The organism is Pseudoduganella sp., assembly GCF_041914865.1.
Classification (GTDB): Bacteria; Pseudomonadota; Gammaproteobacteria; order Burkholderiales; family Burkholderiaceae_D; genus Rugamonas.
This window is the reverse complement of the sequence record NZ_JAYSCO010000062.1, coordinates 16,277-33,506: the sequence shown is the minus strand read 5'-3', so window position 1 is coordinate 33,506 and position 17,230 is coordinate 16,277. Positions and strand designations below refer to the sequence as shown.

The 17,230-nt window shown below is 60.8% G+C and carries 18 protein-coding genes; 8 read left to right on the top strand and 10 right to left on the bottom strand.

Going from position 1 to position 17,230, the window contains the following annotated elements:
- Together ACE3TQ_RS22270 and ACE3TQ_RS22265 are read left to right on the top strand one after the other, a co-directional pair.
- Positions 1 to 460: methylmalonyl-CoA mutase family protein (locus ACE3TQ_RS22270; RefSeq protein WP_374585111.1), on the top strand; the 460-nt coding region annotated here is incomplete at its 5' end.
- Positions 461 to 707: 247 nt separating this feature from the next.
- Complete coding sequence (locus ACE3TQ_RS22265) at positions 708 to 2,270, top strand: alkaline phosphatase D family protein (protein WP_374585109.1); 1,563 nt, start codon at positions 708 to 710, stop codon at positions 2,268 to 2,270.
- Positions 2,271 to 2,377: 107 nt separating this feature from the next.
- Here ACE3TQ_RS22265 and ACE3TQ_RS22260 read toward each other — a convergent pair whose 3' ends face one another.
- From ACE3TQ_RS22260 to merR, 3 genes are all read right to left on the bottom strand, one after another.
- Complete coding sequence (locus tag ACE3TQ_RS22260; protein ID WP_374585107.1) at positions 2,378 to 3,256, bottom strand: class I SAM-dependent methyltransferase; 879 nt, start codon at positions 3,254 to 3,256, stop codon at positions 2,378 to 2,380.
- 149 nt (positions 3,257 to 3,405) lie between these two features.
- Complete coding sequence (locus tag ACE3TQ_RS22255) at positions 3,406 to 3,576, bottom strand: hypothetical protein (RefSeq protein WP_161028270.1); 171 nt, start codon at positions 3,574 to 3,576, stop codon at positions 3,406 to 3,408.
- A 461-nt stretch (positions 3,577 to 4,037) separates the two neighbouring features.
- Positions 4,038 to 4,442, bottom strand: a complete 405-nt coding sequence (gene merR / locus ACE3TQ_RS22250; RefSeq protein ID WP_161028269.1) for an Hg(II)-responsive transcriptional regulator — start codon at positions 4,440 to 4,442, stop codon at positions 4,038 to 4,040.
- 42 nt (positions 4,443 to 4,484) lie between these two features.
- Between merR and merT the strand changes: the two genes are divergently transcribed.
- The 4 genes from merT (at position 4,485) to ACE3TQ_RS22230 (ending at position 5,774) form a co-directional block, all read left to right on the top strand.
- A complete protein-coding gene (merT, locus tag ACE3TQ_RS22245) occupies positions 4,485 to 4,856 on the top strand; it encodes a mercuric ion transporter MerT (RefSeq protein ID WP_161028268.1) in 372 nt (123 codons plus the stop codon).
- Positions 4,857 to 4,871: 15 nt separating this feature from the next.
- Entirely contained in the window at positions 4,872 to 5,156 is a 285-nt protein-coding gene (gene merP / locus ACE3TQ_RS22240) for a mercury resistance system periplasmic binding protein MerP (RefSeq protein WP_374585104.1), read from the top strand.
- Positions 5,153 to 5,374, top strand: coding sequence for a GDCCVxC domain-containing (seleno)protein (locus tag ACE3TQ_RS22235; RefSeq protein ID WP_374585102.1), 222 nt, complete (start codon positions 5,153 to 5,155; stop codon positions 5,372 to 5,374). Before merP ends, ACE3TQ_RS22235 begins: the two co-directional genes overlap by 4 nt.
- A gap of 79 nt (positions 5,375 to 5,453) precedes the next feature.
- Complete coding sequence (locus ACE3TQ_RS22230; RefSeq protein WP_374585101.1) at positions 5,454 to 5,774, top strand: hypothetical protein; 321 nt, start codon at positions 5,454 to 5,456, stop codon at positions 5,772 to 5,774.
- 36 nt (positions 5,775 to 5,810) lie between these two features.
- Here the strand turns inward: ACE3TQ_RS22230 and ACE3TQ_RS22225 are convergent, their stop codons facing one another.
- Complete coding sequence (locus ACE3TQ_RS22225; RefSeq protein WP_161028266.1) at positions 5,811 to 6,455, bottom strand: cation transporter; 645 nt, start codon at positions 6,453 to 6,455, stop codon at positions 5,811 to 5,813.
- An 81-nt stretch (positions 6,456 to 6,536) separates the two neighbouring features.
- On the opposite strand from ACE3TQ_RS22225, the gene cadR reads away from it, so the two are divergent.
- Entirely contained in the window at positions 6,537 to 6,941 is a 405-nt protein-coding gene (gene cadR / locus ACE3TQ_RS22220) for a Cd(II)/Pb(II)-responsive transcriptional regulator (RefSeq protein WP_161028265.1), read from the top strand.
- Positions 6,942 to 6,943: 2 nt separating this feature from the next.
- Here the strand turns inward: cadR and ACE3TQ_RS22215 are convergent, their stop codons facing one another.
- From ACE3TQ_RS22215 to ACE3TQ_RS22190, 6 genes are all read right to left on the bottom strand, one after another.
- Positions 6,944 to 7,960, bottom strand: coding sequence for an IS110 family transposase (locus ACE3TQ_RS22215; protein ID WP_161028264.1), 1,017 nt, complete (start codon positions 7,958 to 7,960; stop codon positions 6,944 to 6,946).
- 207 nt (positions 7,961 to 8,167) lie between these two features.
- On the bottom strand, positions 8,168 to 9,172 hold the full coding sequence (locus ACE3TQ_RS22210) for a substrate-binding domain-containing protein (RefSeq protein WP_374585099.1): 1,005 nt from the start codon (positions 9,170 to 9,172) through the stop codon (positions 8,168 to 8,170).
- On the bottom strand, positions 9,169 to 10,431 hold the full coding sequence (locus ACE3TQ_RS22205; RefSeq protein ID WP_374585097.1) for a sugar MFS transporter: 1,263 nt from the start codon (positions 10,429 to 10,431) through the stop codon (positions 9,169 to 9,171). Before ACE3TQ_RS22205 ends, ACE3TQ_RS22210 begins: the two co-directional genes overlap by 4 nt.
- A complete protein-coding gene (gene pgmB, locus ACE3TQ_RS22200) occupies positions 10,395 to 11,066 on the bottom strand; it encodes a beta-phosphoglucomutase (RefSeq protein ID WP_374585095.1) in 672 nt (223 codons plus the stop codon). Before pgmB ends, ACE3TQ_RS22205 begins: the two co-directional genes overlap by 37 nt.
- Positions 11,063 to 13,381 carry a glycoside hydrolase family 65 protein gene (locus tag ACE3TQ_RS22195; RefSeq protein WP_374585093.1) on the bottom strand — a complete coding sequence of 773 codons (2,319 nt, stop codon included), beginning with the start codon at positions 13,379 to 13,381 and terminating at the stop codon, positions 11,063 to 11,065. The genes pgmB and ACE3TQ_RS22195 overlap by 4 nt, the downstream gene beginning before the upstream one ends.
- A 51-nt stretch (positions 13,382 to 13,432) precedes the next feature.
- Positions 13,433 to 14,410 (bottom strand): LacI family DNA-binding transcriptional regulator, encoded by a 978-nt coding sequence (locus tag ACE3TQ_RS22190; RefSeq protein ID WP_374585091.1) that lies wholly within the window; start codon positions 14,408 to 14,410, stop codon positions 13,433 to 13,435.
- A gap of 141 nt (positions 14,411 to 14,551) precedes the next feature.
- Here ACE3TQ_RS22190 and ACE3TQ_RS22185 point away from each other — a divergent pair, with 141 nt between their 5' ends.
- Positions 14,552 to 16,981, top strand: a complete 2,430-nt coding sequence (locus ACE3TQ_RS22185; protein WP_374585089.1) for a TonB-dependent receptor — start codon at positions 14,552 to 14,554, stop codon at positions 16,979 to 16,981.
- Positions 16,982 to 17,230 lie beyond the last annotated feature (249 nt).

The following is a 17,230-nucleotide window of genomic DNA, read 5'->3' as shown; positions in this document are numbered from 1 at the left end:
CTTCATCATCGAAGAGCTGACCGACCTGGTGGAGGAAGCCGTGCTGCAGGAATTCGAACGCATCGCCGAACGCGGCGGCGTGCTGGGCGCGATGGAAACCGGCTACCAGCGCGGCAAGATCCAGGAAGAGTCGCTGCTGTACGAGCACAAGAAGCACGACGGCTCGCTGCCTATCATCGGCGTCAACACCTTCCGCAACCCGAAAGGTTCGGAAGCCCCGGCCACCATCGAACTGGCCCGCTCCACCGACGACGAAAAGCAATCGCAGCTGACCCGCCTGGCCGACTTCCACGCCCGCAACGCCGACAAAGCGCCGGCCGCCCTGGCAGCCTTGCAGAAAGCCGCCATCGACAACGAAAACGTGTTCGCCAAGCTGATGGACGCCGCCCGCGTCTGCTCGCTGGGCCAGATCACGACCGCGCTGTTCGAAGTTGGCGGCCAATACCGCCGCAATATGTAATGCAGGAAGGGTCAGGCCCTTGGGCCTGACCCTGGTTTACCGGGGTTAATGGAAGAACAGCCAAATCAACAACAACACAATCCCCGGCACGCCCAACAGCCAAGCCAAGAAATACTTCCCCATGACAGCCTCCCTGTGACAACAGAACAGTAGTCACAGCCTAAAGCCGTTCCAGGACACCGTCCGTACGCCAAACCACCAACCTCATGTACTATGCAATATTTATCAATATTGCAAGGAGAGTAATGTGGCAGTTGTGCTAGGCCCCATCCTGAAATTCTGCGGATGCGCCGACGGCAAATGGACCGTCAGCGCCCTGGTCATCTGGACCGGCGAAACCGAGCCCACCTTCCAAGCCAGCGTACTCCCTAGCGCAACCAGCGCCGCAACCCCACTCGCGCCCACAGCGCGCCGCCTGCGCAGCCGCCTGCACAAACGCAGCGTGCACCACGCCGACAGCTGGCTAATCAGCGTCGACCAGCACCCCACGCGCGACCTGCAGATCGAATACACGGTCGACGGCCAGTCCCACAGCTTCACCGTCCCCGCGCGCGACAGCGCCCCCACCTGCGCCTACACCTCCTGCAACGGCTTCTCCGACTACAAGAAGATGAAGGACATCCCGCAGGACCCGGTCTGGAACAAGATGCACGCCAACCACGCGCAGCGCCCCTACCACCTGCTGCTGATGGGCGGCGACCAGGTGTACAGCGACGCCATGTGGACCACCACCTCCCTGCGCGACTGGGCAGCCGCGCCGAACGACAAAAAGCTCGCCAAAAAGCCGGTCAGCAAAGCGCTGCAAACCGAAGTCGACGACTTCTTCTTCGCCAATTACCTGAAGGTCTGGTCCTACCAACACATCGCGCGCATGATGGCCACCGTCCCCACCGTGATGATGTGGGACGACCACGACATCATCGACGGCTGGGGCTCCTACCCGCCCGCCTTCCAGCAATCGCCGGTATTCGAGATGATCTACCAGGTGGCGCGCGACTACTTCCTGCTGTTCCAGCAGCACAGCGCCGCACACGAAGAGGTGCCGCTACGCCTGCCGCTGCAGCCCGGCTTCAGCAAAGCCGCCCGCATCGGCGATTACGGCCTGCTGGTGCTCGACCTGCGCAGCGAGCGCACGCCCGACCAAGTCATGAGCCCCGCCTCCTGGGATGCCGCCTACCGCTGGCTCGACGCCCAGACCGATTGCAAGCACCTGCTGCTGATGTCCAGCATCCCGGTCGTGCATCCCGACTTCAGCACACTGGAAATGTTGCTGTGCGCCCTGCCCGGCCAGCAGGAGCTGGAAGACGACCTGAAAGACCACTGGCTCAGCCGCACCCACCAGTGGGAGCGCCTGCGCCTGATCCACCGCCTGCAGGAATGGTCGCAGCGCACCGGCGGCCGCGTCACCATCCTCTCAGGCGACGTGCACGTGGCCGCGATTGGCGCCATCGAATCGAGCCAGAAGAGCTACCAGGGCAAGCCGATCACCATCCACCAGCTGACGTCGTCCGGCGTGGTGCACCCTCCGCCGCCGGCCATGGCGCTGTTCTACCTCGAGCATGTGGGCGACAAAGTGGAGCAGCTGGAAGGCGGCATCAGCACCGCCATGTACAAATTCCCCGGCACCTCGCACCGCTACATCGGCGCGCGCAACTACCTGAGCCTGGAACCCGACCGCGCCGAAGACGGCCGCGCGCGTCACCGGCTGTGGGCTAATTGGTATGTGGAAAACGAAGTGCAACCCTACCGCCAGGCCATCCTTCCATTAGCTGATCATGAAGCAGTGCCGGTAGAGGCCATCAGAGCTTAGCCGCTTCGCAACTTGCAGTCGCTGGCACCCGAATACGCCCCGTGCATGCCGTTGGCCCCGGCGGGGAGGCAGCGCCAGCAGAGCTGCGCCAGGCCCTCCATCCGTAATTAGGCAATCATTGAACGCGAAGGCCGTAGCACACGCTGCTTCTCCAGCACCACGAGGGAATCATGTATATGAACGCCTGGACAGAAATTGCTGACTTCCGGCCGCCTCTGACCATCCTTGTGGTACCAGTGGTGCATGTCGTCGATCAAATCCTGTATGACTGTGCTGAAGAAGTTGGTTGGCGAGCGGTAGCTGCCCCCGAAGGTTTCCCAGTAAGCCGTATGCAAATCTTCGATCAGGTACAGCCCTCCCTCGCTGACTTTCGGGAAAAGGGCTTTCAGCGTGACGGGGATGTGGTCCATATGGTGGCTGCCGTCATCGAGCACGATGTCGACGCCCCCCATCTCGTCGACCACGGACGCCAGGAACTGCAGGTCGGTCTGCGAACCGATGCGCACCTGGCCCGCTTGGCCATCTAATTTCGCGCATTCGGGGTCGAGGTCGATGCCATAAATAATCGCTTCGTCGCCGAAGTACTTGCGCCACATTTGCAGGCTGCCGCCTTTGCTGACGCCTATCTCCAGGAAGCGGATCTTCTTGCCGCGGTATGGGCCAAAGTAGCGGTCGTAAAGCGGAATATATTGGTGCCATTTGTGCACCAGGCAGCCCTTGTTCTCGGCGTAGATGCGCGCCAGGATGCCGTCGTAGTTGTACTTGGTACGAATGTCCATCTCGACGCCAAGTTCGCGATCATAGTCGAACTGGTGGATGTCGATGAGGGGGATGCGGTTATGCCCCAACACATAAGGCAGTTCGTTCTTCGGCAGTCCGAGCCGGTCATGCACGATTTCGTATACGGACGCGAGGAGCTGTGGATGATTGCTGATCAAATGGTTCAGTGCCTCCAGAACGGTCACGTCCAGTCTCTTTTCAGTCATGCATACTCCCTCGTCAAATTGTTGGATGAATAATGTGACTGCCGCCTAGCTAACGAGAACTCTAACCTATCTGGCGGGCAATGTCAGATACTGTCTTGTTTTTCAAGTCGCCAGGGACCCGATTGTCCACCATTTCGCGAAATGGCGGGTCATGCAAACACACCGATTAGAAACAGGATCAGGCCAATGACTAGCCCTGCGATCTCCAGCATTGCGATGGACGCATGTTCCGGCACCCAGTTTTTCGGACGGGACTGAAATAGCGCGCCGTAAGCGAATGGAAGCATCAAAAGGATGCCGACGATGGCTAGGGTATTCATGGGAAATCAACTTCCACTTTCGTACCTAATCATCATATGCCTGTTCGACCAACTCTGCGTTGCCCCCCATCAGGCAGATTCCCGCATTTCACCTTGGCTGCACGCGCCGAGCTACGTGTTTGGCGTAACGAACATCTGGTTACCTGAATTGGGAGTAGGGTACGAAGATGACCAGGCGAACTGACTTTGCGACCGCAGGAAAAGTCCACGCAGCTCTGGCAGCCCGTGCGGCGTTTGGTGACCGTCATGCATACCAGACCGCCCGAATTGCTGGTTTAGCGCTGGGATTGGTCATGGCGGTGTTTAGCCGCCCGCTCCATCAGGCCCGCGAACGAGCCCTTGAGCTAAATTTGGCAACGGAACGACGAAGTGAGACACGGTGAGTGCCTTGACTCTTGTGTTCGGTGGCGAAAGCTGCTCGCAACTGACAATCCCTGTTAGATACTGTCTTGTTTTTCAAGTTATGTCCGATGGTAGAGCGATTCAATTAAAGGACATTTCACGTTCCCTGCAACTTCGCAGCAGCTGACTACCAATTGGTCCAGAGCTTTCTCGATCCTGCCAAGATCAGCGATTCGCTCTCGCACATCGCGCAATTTCTGCTCGGCCAGATGACGGGCTTCTTCGCAGTGCGTGCCATCGTCTAATCGCAACAATTCAGCTACCTCATCGAGCGAGAAGCCGATTCTCTGCGCAGCCTTGATGAATTGCAGTCGTGCGAGGTCAGTAGCGCCGTACCGCCGAATAGTTCCGCGTATTCGGTCGGGCTCCGCCATTAACCCTTTGCGTTGATAGAAGCGAATGCTCTCCAGGTTCACGCCTGCTGATTTTGCCAAAGCGCCAATAGTGAATTCGATTTCGTTCATTTTTCTTGATTCCGTACTTATGTACGGGATTAAGCTTACGCTATGAACTCGAAATTACCAACCAAGGCAAGCCGCAGAACGGGGCGCGTCGGCCTTCTTGCGGCAGGCGTCGCCGCAATTCTAGCTTCAACGTGCTGTCTCGGTCCGTTACTGTTGCTCATGCTGGGAGTTTCGGGCGCATGGATCGGGTCATTAACGCAGCTTGAGCCGTATCGACCTTTCTTCGTAGGTATCTCATTTGTAGCGCTGGCAATGTCCTGGCGCCGCGTCTGGCGTCCTACGACAGACTGTGCTCCAGGAGAAGCTTGCGCGATCCCACAAGTCAGGTGGTCGTATCAGGTGTTGTACATCATGGTCGTCTTGCTGCTTCTCATCGCTGTCAGCTTTCCCTGGATAGCTCCCTGGTTCTACTAACTCAAGGAACAAATCATGCAAAAATTTGCAGTCGCGATTGCCTTATTCGCCCTGAGCTCCGCTTCGTGGGCGGCCTCCAAAGGAGTCACTTTATCGGTACCTGGAATGGATTGTGCGACTTGTCCGATTACAGTGAAGAAAGCGCTTAGTCGTGTGCCCGGCGTAAGCGCAATCGAAGTGAATTTTGAAAAACGCGAAGCTGTAGTGACTTTCGATGATTCAAAGACCAACATCGCCGCCTTGACTAAAGCGACTGAAGAGGCTGGCTACCCATCCAAGGCAGTTGGAGAACCGAAATGAGCGTCGTCGTCCTTGATTCAGTTCTGACATGCCCAGTTTGCGGTCATGCCAAACAGGAGACGATGCCAGTCGATGCCTGCCAGTGGCACTATGAATGTGAGAAATGCCATACCGTCCTTCGACCGAAGCAAGGCGACTGCTGCGTCTACTGTTCATACGGCACGGTGGTTTGTCCACCAATGCAAAATCCTGAAGGCGGATGTTGTTCGCGAGGTTAGTGACCGGCCCACATGGGGGGGACTCATGTATCACCAAATAGCCAATGGCCGACACCGATACGTCTTGTATGCATCCCTTATGCTGCTCCTGGTCCTGTCAATGGGAATTGGATTTCAGCTTTGGTGGACAATTCAGGACGGGGGAAGGCCAAGCATCACCGCAAAACCACTAAATTACTTTCAAGCGAATTTAGACTATGCCAAAGCGGTTGCGGAATCCTGTAACCGGCAGAAGATAAACGATACTGACGACCGTGCCCAGCGGATTTGGCGGGCAACCCCTGAAGGGATTTCATGCGCAAACGCCAATCATGCGCTCAAACTGGACTTGCTCCAACGGCGAGACGCGGAGCTGGACTCAGCATTGAACCAACTGAAGGAAACGATGAATCGTCAATAGTTCCTTTCTTGGCTTCAATGACTGAAACTAATCGATTCAACGGCGCAGTTCTCGCGATTGCTGCCTGGTTGGACTAGCAAGCTCAGTAAGGGCCTGGCGGATAACAGCGGTTGCGGCAGTCAGTCCAAGAACCCCCATCACACCCGCAACCAATAGGTCCGGCCAAGCGGACTGCGTTCCGAACACGCCAGCGGCCGCTAGAATGACTGCCACGTTGCCGATCATGTCGTTACGAGTACAGAGCCAAACCGACCGCATGTTGGCGTCGCCACTGCGGAAGGTGTACAGCATGATCGCTACTGCGCCATTCGCCGCAAACGCCAGAGCACCAATGGCACTCATTGTGACAGCCTCGGGCACTGTGCCGGATTTCAAGGTCCATGCGGCTTTACCTAAGACGAACACACCGTAGGCACCCATCGTCAGCCCCTTAAACAGGGCTGCTCGGGACCGCCATACGAGCCCCATTGAAAGAACGTAAAGCGATAACGCATAGTTCCCCGCGTCACCCAGGAAGTCCACTGCATCGGCAAGTAGAGAGACCGAATCGGCTTTGATGCCGCTCGCGAGTTCGACCACAAACATGATCGAATTGATGATTAGTGCGAACATCAGGGCGCGCCGGTAGCGCGGGTCCACCGGCGGTTGGGTACTGCAGCCTCCAGAACAGCAATCCGACATACAAATCTCCAATTTTATTCGGTCTTGCCAATTAGAGACCCTGTACCTACTATAGGGTCAAGAGATTTTGTGGGAGTTGTCATGAAGATTGGAGAGTTGGCTCGGCTAACTGGTTGCACGGTGGAAACACTACGGTTTTATGAACGGCGTGGTTTGCTTGATGCTTTAAGTCGAAGTGAGTCGAATTACCGTTCGTATGACGAGTCGTCGGTCCGCCGCATTCAATTCATCCGACACTGTCGCAGCCTGGACATTGGCCTTGATGAGATTATCCAACTCCTGGCATCGCGTGATGCACCTGAAGAGGATTGCGGCAGTGTTAATGCGCTGATAGACAGGCATATAGATCAAGTCGCTGAGCGCATTGCACAGCTCACGTCGCTGCGCGAAGAACTGCTGACAATTCGGGGACGCTGCAATGCCCGTTCAACGTCCTCGGACTGCGCTATCCTGCGTGAGCTATCCAAGCCAGAGGCTGCAGCTTAACGTCACGACCCAGACGAAGTCCCACTTCTCGCAGGCCCTTCCTGGTAATTGGGCTCGAAGGCGATACCAGATCGCACCACCGCATACATCAGATGGACTAGCTTTCTCATAACGGCGCCAATCACTGCCTTCTTCGGCAAGCCGTTTGCATGAAGGCGCTCCGAAAACGCCCTGAGCACAGGATTGTGGCGGCTAGCCACAACGGCCGGCATGTAAAGCGCGCTGCGCGTGGCCCGGTTCCCTGTTCGGCTCATGGTGGTACGCCCACGCACAGAAGTCCCAGATATGCGCTGGCGTGGACTTACGCCAAGATGGGCGGCCAATGCCTTCGCACTCCCAAATCGATGCAGGTCCCCGATATATCCAAGCATGACCGCGACCGTAGCTCGTCCGATACCGGGAATGCTGGCCATTAGGTCGGCATCCCGCTTGAGGCCCGAATGATGTTCGATATGTTCGTCAATTTCATGTTCTAGCTGCTTGATCTGCAAGCTGAGCCAAACCACATGCTGGTGTATATGCGCCGCCATCTCGGAACTCTCGACGGTCCGGCATGCTTCGATTCGGTTCTCTTCCTGCTGGCGCATGTCCTTTAATGCCCTTAGTCGATCACACATTGCGCGCAGGCGCCGTTGCTCAGGCGACGGTGCTTTCCATGGAGCGGGATTCATCATCGCGCAGTACCGCGCAATCAATGCTGCATCAATGCCGTCGTTCTTGTTGCGCACAAGCTCGCTTTGCCCGAAGCCTTTAATGCGAGCTGGGTTGACAACGCTTACTGTAAATCCGAGTGCCTGCAGACCAATTGCGACTGGTTCGCTGTACGCTCCCGTCGATTCCATGCAAACCAGGCATTGATCGAACGCGACCTTCTGCTTTGTCATCCACATCTTTAATTCCCGGTAACCGGCTGGTGAATTTGGTACCGATTTGCTGCGCACTTTGCCACCGATCAGCAGAGCAACATCCAACTTATGCTTGCTGACGTCGATCCCAACGGCAGGAGCTTCCGTGTCCATGGCTTTCCCTCCTCGTATGCAGGCTTGCGCGACCAGCGGCAGCCTCAGATACTGTCCGGACTTTCAAATGGAAATGAGCAAGGGCACCAATCTGACACGCAGGGTCGAACCCTTAGGTCAAGTCATGTGTCACCTTGCCCAGCCGCGCCATTTGGGGAAAGGTTACTACTGGTTCGGCTTTCTCAATATACGAGGCCAAGTCTGACGCTAAGGTAAGCCAACGGTAGCACCAGCTGTGAGCACAGGTTGCCATAGCTCCTGCAATGAGTTGGCAGGCTTGCCGTCGATTAGGGCGAGCAGCATATCGGCCATTTTCGCGCCGGCAGCGCGGGCGTTGGGTTGGTCGATGGTGGTGACGTCAATATCGGCCAGCGTATCGGCCATGCTGCCCCAGACGATCAGTGAGATATCGCGGCCAATCGCCACGGCGGCGTCCAGCAGCGCGCGCACGGCGCCGACGCCGGCCAGGTGGTTATCGACAATGATGGCGCTTGGGCGGGGGCTGGCCGCCAGCAGCGCTTGCACGGCGCTGTAACCGGCGCGGCGGTCGATGCAGTCGTCGACCAGGTGGCGCGGGTCGACGGCGAGTCCGGCGCTGGCAAGCGTGGATAGGAGGCTGCTGCGGCGCTGGGCCGCGAAGTTCAACGCCAGCGGCGCGCTGACCATGGCAATGCGCTGGTGGCCCAGCGCCAGCAGGCGCTCCACGGCCATGCGGATGCCGGCCTCGTTGTCGTAATCGAACCAGGCGTATGGCGCATCGAGCTGGGTGCGGCCGTGGGCGACGAAGGGAAAGCCGGCGCGCACCAGGTAGGCGATGCGTTCGTCGTGCACCAGCGTGCGGCTTACCACCAGGCCATCGACGCGGCGTCCACGCACCATCTGTTCATAGGACGGCATCTCATTCGCCTGCGACACCGGCGCGATGATGAAGTTCATTTGCTTCTGCTCCAGCGCGCCCGACATACCGCCGACTACTTCCAAGAACATCGGGTCGCCCAGGTCCGCCGGCAGCAGCGGATAGATGGTGCCGAGCACATTGCTGCGTCCCACCGCCAGGCTGCGCGCCATGGGGTTGGCCTGGTAGCCCGCCTCCCGCGCCGCGCGCAGCACGCGCTCGCGCGTGACTTCGCTGACTTCGGGATAGCCGTTCAGCGCGCGGCTGACCGTGGTCTTGGACATGCCGAGTTGGTCGGCCAGGCTCTTCAGGTTCATGGCGAAATTATAGCCCGCGCCTCCATGCCGCCATCGCTGCCGTCCACCGCGCGCTTGAAGAAGTACAGCGTGACCAGCACGATCGCGATCGGCACCAGCGTCAGGTAGAACGCAAAGTGGCCGCTGACGGCGCCGAACACATAGCCGGTGACCAGCGAGCCGGTGGTGCCGCCCAGCGCCGAAAAGATCACCAGCAGGCCGGTCATCGCCGAATGCTGGTGCTTGGGCAGGGAACTGAGCATCACCGAGTTGATGCCGGGGTAGACCGGCGCCATGAACAGGCCGATCAACGGGAACACGAAAGCCGCCAGCGGCGCGTCGAGCCAGCCCGCATCGGCCGGTACCGCCACGTTGTGCGTCATCGGCAGCGCCACCAGCACCACCACGCCCATGCCGAGCAGACAGCCATTCATCACCGGATACCAGCGCAGCCGCCGCATCAGCACGCCCGCCGACAGGCGCCCCACCGCCAGGCAGGCGGCGAAGATGCTGGTGACCTGCACGCTCATGGCGGCCGGCAGGTGCAGGATCTCATTGTTGAAGGTCGGCAGCCAGGTGCCCACGCTCTGCTCGATCAGCACGTACAGGAAGGCCGTCAGCACGAACACGCATACCAGCGGCTTGAAGAACAGCTTCAGCATGGCCGCGAATTCCTGCGGCAGGCTGCGCGCTTCCGGCGGCGCTGCCAGGCGCTCGTCGAACGGCGTGGCGGCCAGCAGCGCAAAGGTCAGCGCGCACAGGCCGGCCAGCAGCCAGTACACCTGCAGCCAGCTTTGCGAGCGCGGATCGGCGGAATCGATGAAGAAGCTGAATACCCAGTAGGCGCACAGCACGCCAACCATGAAGAAGCCTTCCAGCGTGTTCATGATGCCGGCGTGCTGTTTGCGGTCGGCTGCAACCAGGCCGAGGGTGGAATAGACCGATACCTTCACCAGCGCGAAGGCGACGCCGACGCACAGGAACAGCATCTTGGTGGTGGCGAACGATGGCAGCAGCGGCATGGACAGGCAAGCCACCGTGACGATGGCCAGCCCGGCGAGCATGGCCTTTTTGTAGCCGATGCGCGGCAGGAAGCTCGCCACCAGGAAGGACACCACGGCAATCGGCAAGTCCTTGAAGCCTTCCAGCACGCTGGCGGCGGACTTGCTGACGCCGTAGTTGTTAATCACCTGCAGGATCACCGTGCCGACGCTGTTCAGCAGGATGGCGAAGGTGAAGTAGATCAGGAACAGGACCCAGATGATGCGCCGGTTTTGCATAGTGTCTCCATTGTATTTATGAACTGCTGCAGTCCCGGGATCACCGTGTCGGCCTGCCACAGCGTGGCCGGCTGGCCCACGCCGATGGCAAACATGCCGGCCGCCTTGATGGCGCTCACGCCGGCAACGGCGTCCTCCACGCCCACGCATTCGGCTGGGTCTACGCCCAGTTCCGACGCGGCGCGCAGGAAAATTTCGGGATCGGGTTTGCCGCGCGCGATCTTCGCCGCGTCGACGACATAGTCGAATTTTTCAGTGATGCCAAGGCTTTCCAGCACCGTGAAGGCGTTCTTGCTCACCGACGCAAGGCCCACCTTCAAGCCTTGCGCGCGGCACCAGTCGAGCGCAGCCACCGCGCCCGGCAGCAGGTCGGCGGGCGACATTTCCGCGATCAGCGTCTTGTAATGCTCATTCTTGTCATCCGCCAGCGCCAGCTTCTCGGCATCGGAGAATTTGCGCGGTGCGCCCGCCAGGATCAGCTCCAGTGAGCCCATGCGGTCGATGCCTTTCAGGTTCTCGTTGAAGGCTTCGTCGAAGTGCACGCCCAGCGACTGCGCCAGCTTCCGCCAGGCGAGGAAATGGTAGTGCGCGGTGTCGGTGATGACGCCGTCCAAGTCGAAGATCACGGCTTTCATGCAAGCTCCTTGGTGGGTTCTGCCGGCGAAAGCGCAACGGCCTCGCCACGATGGCGGAAAGACAGCCCCTCGCCGCGCAGCAGCGTGTATTGGGCGCCGCCGGCGCTGACGCGCACCTGCAGCAGGCTGCCATGCAGGTGGATGCGGAACTGGTAATGCTGCCACTGTTTCGGCAGCGTCGGCGCAAAGCGCACTTCGCCATTCACTACGCGCATACCGCCAAAGCCGTAGGCCACGCCGAGCCAGGTGCCGGCCATGGCGGCGGTGTGCACGCCGTAGTGCGTATTGCCGTGCGTGTCGTCCAGGTCCAGCCGCGCCGTCTCCATGAAATAGTCGTAGGCCTTGTCGGCATAGCCGACTTCGGAGGCGATGATGCTGAAGATGCACGACGAGAGCGAGGAATCGTGCGTCGTCACCGCCTCGTAGTAGTCGAAGTCGCGCTTTTTGTCCTCGAGCGTGAACTGCTCGCCCAGCAGCAGCAGCGCCAGGACCACGTCGGCCTGCTTGCACACCTGGTGGCGGTAGATCACCAGCGGGTGGTAGTTCAGCAGCAGCGGGTATTTGTCGTCCGGCGTGCCGGCGAAGTCCCACACCTTCTTGTCGAGGAAGCTGTCGTCCTGCGGATGGATGCCGAGCACCTCGTCGTACGGCAGCAGCATGGCGGCGGCGGCGTGGCGGAATTCCTCCAGCTCGCCGTCCGCCAGCGCCACGGCGGCCGCAATGCGCGCCCATTCCAGCGGATGCTCGCGCGCGATGCGTTCGCCGACGGCGGCGGCGAACTGCAGGTGCATGCGCGCCATGGCGTTGGTGTAGTAGTTGTTGTTCACCAGTGCGGTGTACTCGTCCGGCCCGGTCACTTCGTTGATCACGAAGTCGCCGGCGCGGTTGTAGCTGCCGATGCCGAGCCAGATGCGCGCCGTTTCAAGCAGGATCTCGGCGCCGTACTGCAGCAGGTAGGCATCGTCGCCGGTGGCGTCCATGTACTGCTTGATCGAATACGCCACGTCGGCATTGATGTGGTACTGCGCCGTGCCGGCCGGGAAGTAGGCCGAGCACTCCTCGCCCGCGATGGTACGCCATGGGTACAGCGCGCCCTTGGCGTGCGACATCTGGCGCGCCCGTTCGCGCGCGGCGGGCAGGCCGGCGTAGCGGTACTCCAGCAGCTTGCGCGCAATCTCGGGCTTGTTGTACAGGAAGAAGGGGAAGATGTAGATCTCCGTATCCCAGAAGTAGTGGCCCTCGTAGCCCTCGCCCGTCACGCCCTTGGCCGAGATATTGGTCTTGCCGTCGCGCCCCACCGACTGCAGCAGGTGGAACTGGTTGAAGCGGATGCCCTGCTGCAGCGCGTCGTCGCCCGCCACTTCGACATCGGCCTGCGCCCAGAAATCGGCCAGGTAGGCCGCCTGCTGCGCGGCCAGCGCATCGAAGCCGGCGCCGCGCGCCGCCTCCAGTTCGGCGCGCGCGCGCGCCATCAGCTCGTCTTCGGCATAGTCGCGCGAGCTGTAATAGCAACCATACTTCACCAGCCGCACCGCCTGCCCGGCCTGCGCCGCCACGCGATAGGACTGCACCAGCCGCAGGCCGTCGCGCTCCGTGGCCTGGGTCAGCGTGTGCGGGGCATCGAGCACCTGCGCCGCAGCACTCACCAGCGTGAAGCCGCTGTTATGGGTGCGCTGCTGCAGGGCGGCGAAATGCGGCGCCAGCTCGTTGCCGACCAGCGCCAGCGCCGGGCCGCTGGTGGCCGATCCCACGCGCGGGTCGTCGCCCGCTTCCTGGTTGCGCACCACGCCATCCACGCTGCAATCGAAACGCAGCGTGCCGTCGAAGCCAAGCGGCGTTACCGTGAACTCGATGGCGAACAAATGCTTGCTGGCGAAGCTGACCAGGCGCCGGCTGCGCAGCGCCACCCGGCGGCCCGACGGCGCCTGCCACACCAGCTCGCGCTCCAGCAGGCCGGTGCGGAAATCCAGGCGGCGCTCATAGCTCTCCACGCTGCCCTGCAGCAGGTTGAAGCGCTCTTCGCCCAGCCACAGCGCGATGCCCTTGGCGTTCGGCACGTTCAGCATGAACTGGTTGTTGCGTGCCAGGCCGTAGGCGTTCTCAGGATACTGGATCGGCTCCGATTCGTAGAAGCCGTTCAGGTAAGTGCCGTCCAGCGACGTGCCGGCCGAGCCCGCGTAGCCTTCTTCCGGCGTGCCGCGCAGGCCGATATAGCCATTGCCCAGCGCAAACAGGGTCTCATCCAGGAAATTCGACGCCGCATCGAAGGATGTTTCGCGGATACACCAGGCGTCGAGGGGGAAAGTGTGCTGCATCTTCATCCTTCTTGCTCATTCAAACCGGTTTGGATTCCGTATAAAAAATTTTTAAGTGGCCCGGACGATCAATGCCGTCGGCAGCGTTTCGGACGCCACGGCCTGCCCCTCCAGCAGCGCCAGCATCTTCTTCGCCAGCAGCACCCCGCCGTCGCGCAGGTACTGGTGCACGCTGGTCAGCGGCGGGACAAAGCTCACCGCGCCCGGCGTATCGTCATAGCCGATGACCGAGACCTGCTCCGGCACACGCACATCGCGTTCGGCCAGCGCGCGGATCGCGCCCATCGCCAGCAAGTCGCTGGCAGCGAACACGCCGTCGAACGACAAGCCCTTCTTCTTCAGCAGGGAATCGATGCCATCGAAGCCAGCCTCGAAGGTGAAAGCCTTCGGCCGCATGATATGCACCGTACCCAGCCCGCCCAGCGCGTCGATAAAGCCCGCGCAGCGTTCCTGCACCTCGGCGTGGTCCACGTCGCCCAGGAAAACCACCTTCTTGCGCCCCAGTTCGATGAAGCGCTGGGCCACGCTGGCGCCGCCCTTGCGGTTATCGCTGCCGACCACCACCGTGTCGGAGCCCGCTTCCGGCGCGCCCCACACCACCAGCGGCTGGCTGCGCTTTTTGAGCGCGGTCACCGCCTCGCCATGCGAACCCTGGCCCAGCAGGATCAGGCCGTCGGCGCCCTGCACCGGCGCCGTGTCCAGCAACTGGCGCGAAGTCAGCACCACGCTGTAGCCGGCTGTCGTCAGCTCCTGCGTGATCCCGCCCAGCAGTTCCAGCGGGTAAGGGTCGGACATGGGCCGGCCCTTTTCCGGTGTCATTTCCACCACAACCGCCACCGAGTACGAACGCCCCATGCGCAGGTTGCGTGCGCTCACGTTCAGGCGGTAGCCCTGGGCTTCCGCGATCTGGCGCACTTTCTCCCGCGTTTCTTCCGTCACGAGGGGACTGCCACGCAGGGCGCGCGACACGGTAATTTTCGAAACCCCGGCCAGTTTGGCGAGGTCTTCCATAGTTTTATTGACAGCCATGCGGGGCATTATGACAGATTTCCAAACCCTGCAACAACAAAATGACATCGATAACATTTCGATTGACATCGATATCATTTCTTGTTTCAATGATCTGGCCTTGGAAGCCGAATCACCATAAAACAGAAAGAAGAGACAAGTATGAAGACCAATCGGAAGTTCCTGTTGTCATCCATATCGATCGCCGTGCTGACCCTGATCGGCCAAGCCCAGGCCGCCGGACAGGAGAGCCAGTCCAGCGAAACGACAGAAGCAGTCCAGAAGGAAATCCAGCAGGTGGTGGTCACCGGCGTCGCCTCGGCGCGCGGTGTGCGCAAGCTCGATTCCGCCTTCTCGATCACCACCGCCTCGGAAGAACAGCTCAAGCAAGCCGCCCCGATCAGCACCGCCGACGTCATGAAGCTGGTGCCGGGCGCCTTTGCGGAATCGACCGGCGGCCAGTCCGGCGCCAATATCCAGGTGCGCGGCTTCCCGTCCGGCTCCGACTCGCCGTTCGTCTCGGTGCAAATGCAGGGCAACCCGCTGTACCCGGTGTCCACCCTCTCCTTCTTCGAAGGCTCCTCGGCCTTCCGCCTGGATGACACCATCGAGCGCGTCGAAGTGCTGCGCGGCGGTCCCAGCACCATCTTCTCCAGCGGCCAGCCCGGCGCCACCATGAACTTCATCCTGAAGAAAGGCGGCGACACGCCGGAGGGCACGGTGCGCTTCACCACCGGCACCGGCGAACTGCGCCGCGTCGATGTCTTCTATGGCGGCAAAATTTCCGATGGCTGGTACGGCACCATCGGCGGCTTCTACCGCAACACCCATGGCGTGCGCGACGCCGGCTTCCCGGCCGACGACGGCGGCCAGGTCAGCGCCACCCTGACCCGCAAGCTGGACCAGGGCGAAGCCACCTTCTACCTGCGCCGCACCGATGACAAAAACGCCTTCTACACCGGCGTGCCGCTGATCTCCAGCAACGAAGGACGCAGCATTTCCGAATTCCCCGGCTTCGACCCGCTCAAGGGCACCCTGATGAGCAACGAGATGCGCCGCTTCACCGTGGAAGCCGCGCCGGGCAAGACCCTGAACTACGACCTGGGCGATGGCCGCGGCCTGAAATCCACCGTGCTCGGCATGGAGTTCGACCAGAACATCGGCGGCTGGAATGTTTCCAACAAATTCAACCACTTCAACGGCGACTTGAACACCATCGCCATGTTCACCGGCAACAACCCATTAACCATGTCCGCCTATAACGCTGCGGCACTGGCCTCGCATGGCGGCACCGTCGCCACAGCGACGTACCTCGACGGCGCACCGGTCGCGGGCAGCCAGCAAGTGGTGCAGGCTGGCCTGTGGGCGGTGGAGAAGAAGCTGAAATCCTTCACCGACGAGCTGCGCGTCAGCAAGGAATGGATGAAGGACAACACCGTAACCGTGGGCGGCTACTTCGCCAACTACTCATCGGATGACGTGTGGTACCTTGGCAGCAGCCACCTGATGACGGCGGTGCCGAATGCGCGCCTGATCAACGTGAAGCTGGATAACGGCGTGATCGTCTCCAACAACGGCAAGGACGGCAGCGTGTTCTACGCCCCGGTCGCCTCCTACGACGGCAGCAACACCGCGCTCTACATCGCCAACGAATGGAAGGTGAACGACCGCATCAAGGTCGACGGCGGCGTGCGCCGCGAGCGGCAGAAGCTGGATGCCACCATCTCCAACCTGCGCAGCGGCGATACCGACAATAACCCGCTGACGGTCTACAACAACAATACCTCGATGCCGACCGGCGCCAACACCGCGCTTACGCGTACCGACTCGGCCAACAGCTTCACCATCGGCGGCAACTACAAGCTGGCCAGGGATGCCAGCGTGTTCGCGCGCGCCAATATGGGCCACACCTTTGTCGCCTTCGACGACCTGCGCAACACCGGCACCCAAGCCAAGGTCGACGACCGCAACATCCTGCCGACGCCGAAGGTCAAGCAGTACGAGCTCGGCTTCAAGACCGCCGGCCAGCTCTACAGCGCGTACATCAACTACTTCCACACCGACTTTGAAGGCATCGCCTTCCAGCAGATCCTGTCGAACGGCACCATCCTGAATTCGGTGTCCGGTTCCAAGGGCGATGGCGTGGAAGTGGAGCTGGCCGTGCGCCCGATCCGCGACCTGTCGCTGAGCCTGACCGGCAACTGGCAGGACTCCAAATACAAGGACAACCCCGCCACCGCCGGCAAGAAGGTGCAGCGCCAGCCCAAGCTGCAGTACCGCTTCACCCCGACCTACCGCATCCCTGTCGGCGACAACCAGGCCCTCAAGCTGTACGGCACCTACACCTATGTCGGCGACCGCTGGGCCGACCAGGCCAACCTGCAATACCTGCCCTCGTACAAGACGGTCGACCTGGGCGCGCTGTACACCATTGGCGACAAGGTTGAGATCCGCCTCAGCGCCAACAACGTGTCGAACGAGCTCGGCCTGACGGAAGGCAATTCCCGCCTGACCACCGGCGGCACCGGCCCGATCAACGCCCGCCCACTGTTCGGCCGCAGCTGGGAGCTGTCGCTGGCCTACCGCTTCTAAGCACCACATCTCCCTGTAGGAAGTAGTTCCCCTCCGGGCGTCGCAGGATTTTCCAAGGCTGCGGCGCCCTTTTTTTGCGCTGGCTCAACACCCCATCCCCGCGTTTGGCCAGACTGGGCCCATGCCCACGCGCTCCCCCACCGCCCGCTACGATTCGCCCTGGAAGCTGATGCTCACGCACGCGTTTCATGCCTTCATGGACTTTTACTTCCCCGAGCTGAGCGCCCAGATCGACTGGTCGCACCGCCC

Bases quoted from the DNA above. Each gene is read 5' to 3' on its own strand.
- ACE3TQ_RS22260 (WP_374585107.1), bottom strand. From the start codon at position 3,256: ATGACTGAAAAGAGACTGGACGTGACCGTTCTGGAGGCACTGAACCAT.
- ACE3TQ_RS22255 (WP_161028270.1), bottom strand. From the start codon at position 3,576: ATGAATACCCTAGCCATCGTCGGCATCCTTTTGATGCTTCCATTCGCT.
- merR (WP_161028269.1), bottom strand. From the start codon at position 4,442: ATGAACGAAATCGAATTCACTATTGGCGCTTTGGCAAAATCAGCAGGC.
- merT (WP_161028268.1), top strand. From the start codon at position 4,485: ATGAACTCGAAATTACCAACCAAGGCAAGCCGCAGAACGGGGCGCGTC.
- merP (WP_374585104.1), top strand. From the start codon at position 4,872: ATGCAAAAATTTGCAGTCGCGATTGCCTTATTCGCCCTGAGCTCCGCT.
- ACE3TQ_RS22235 (WP_374585102.1), top strand. From the start codon at position 5,153: ATGAGCGTCGTCGTCCTTGATTCAGTTCTGACATGCCCAGTTTGCGGT.
- ACE3TQ_RS22230 (WP_374585101.1), top strand. From the start codon at position 5,454: ATGCTGCTCCTGGTCCTGTCAATGGGAATTGGATTTCAGCTTTGGTGG.
- ACE3TQ_RS22225 (WP_161028266.1), bottom strand. From the start codon at position 6,455: ATGTCGGATTGCTGTTCTGGAGGCTGCAGTACCCAACCGCCGGTGGAC.
- cadR (WP_161028265.1), top strand. From the start codon at position 6,537: ATGAAGATTGGAGAGTTGGCTCGGCTAACTGGTTGCACGGTGGAAACA.
- ACE3TQ_RS22215 (WP_161028264.1), bottom strand. From the start codon at position 7,960: ATGGACACGGAAGCTCCTGCCGTTGGGATCGACGTCAGCAAGCATAAG.
- ACE3TQ_RS22210 (WP_374585099.1), bottom strand. From the start codon at position 9,172: ATGAACCTGAAGAGCCTGGCCGACCAACTCGGCATGTCCAAGACCACG.
- ACE3TQ_RS22205 (WP_374585097.1), bottom strand. From the start codon at position 10,431: ATGCAAAACCGGCGCATCATCTGGGTCCTGTTCCTGATCTACTTCACC.
- pgmB (WP_374585095.1), bottom strand. From the start codon at position 11,066: ATGAAAGCCGTGATCTTCGACTTGGACGGCGTCATCACCGACACCGCG.
- ACE3TQ_RS22195 (WP_374585093.1), bottom strand. From the start codon at position 13,381: ATGCAGCACACTTTCCCCCTCGACGCCTGGTGTATCCGCGAAACATCC.
- ACE3TQ_RS22190 (WP_374585091.1), bottom strand. From the start codon at position 14,410: ATGGCTGTCAATAAAACTATGGAAGACCTCGCCAAACTGGCCGGGGTT.
- ACE3TQ_RS22185 (WP_374585089.1), top strand. From the start codon at position 14,552: ATGAAGACCAATCGGAAGTTCCTGTTGTCATCCATATCGATCGCCGTG.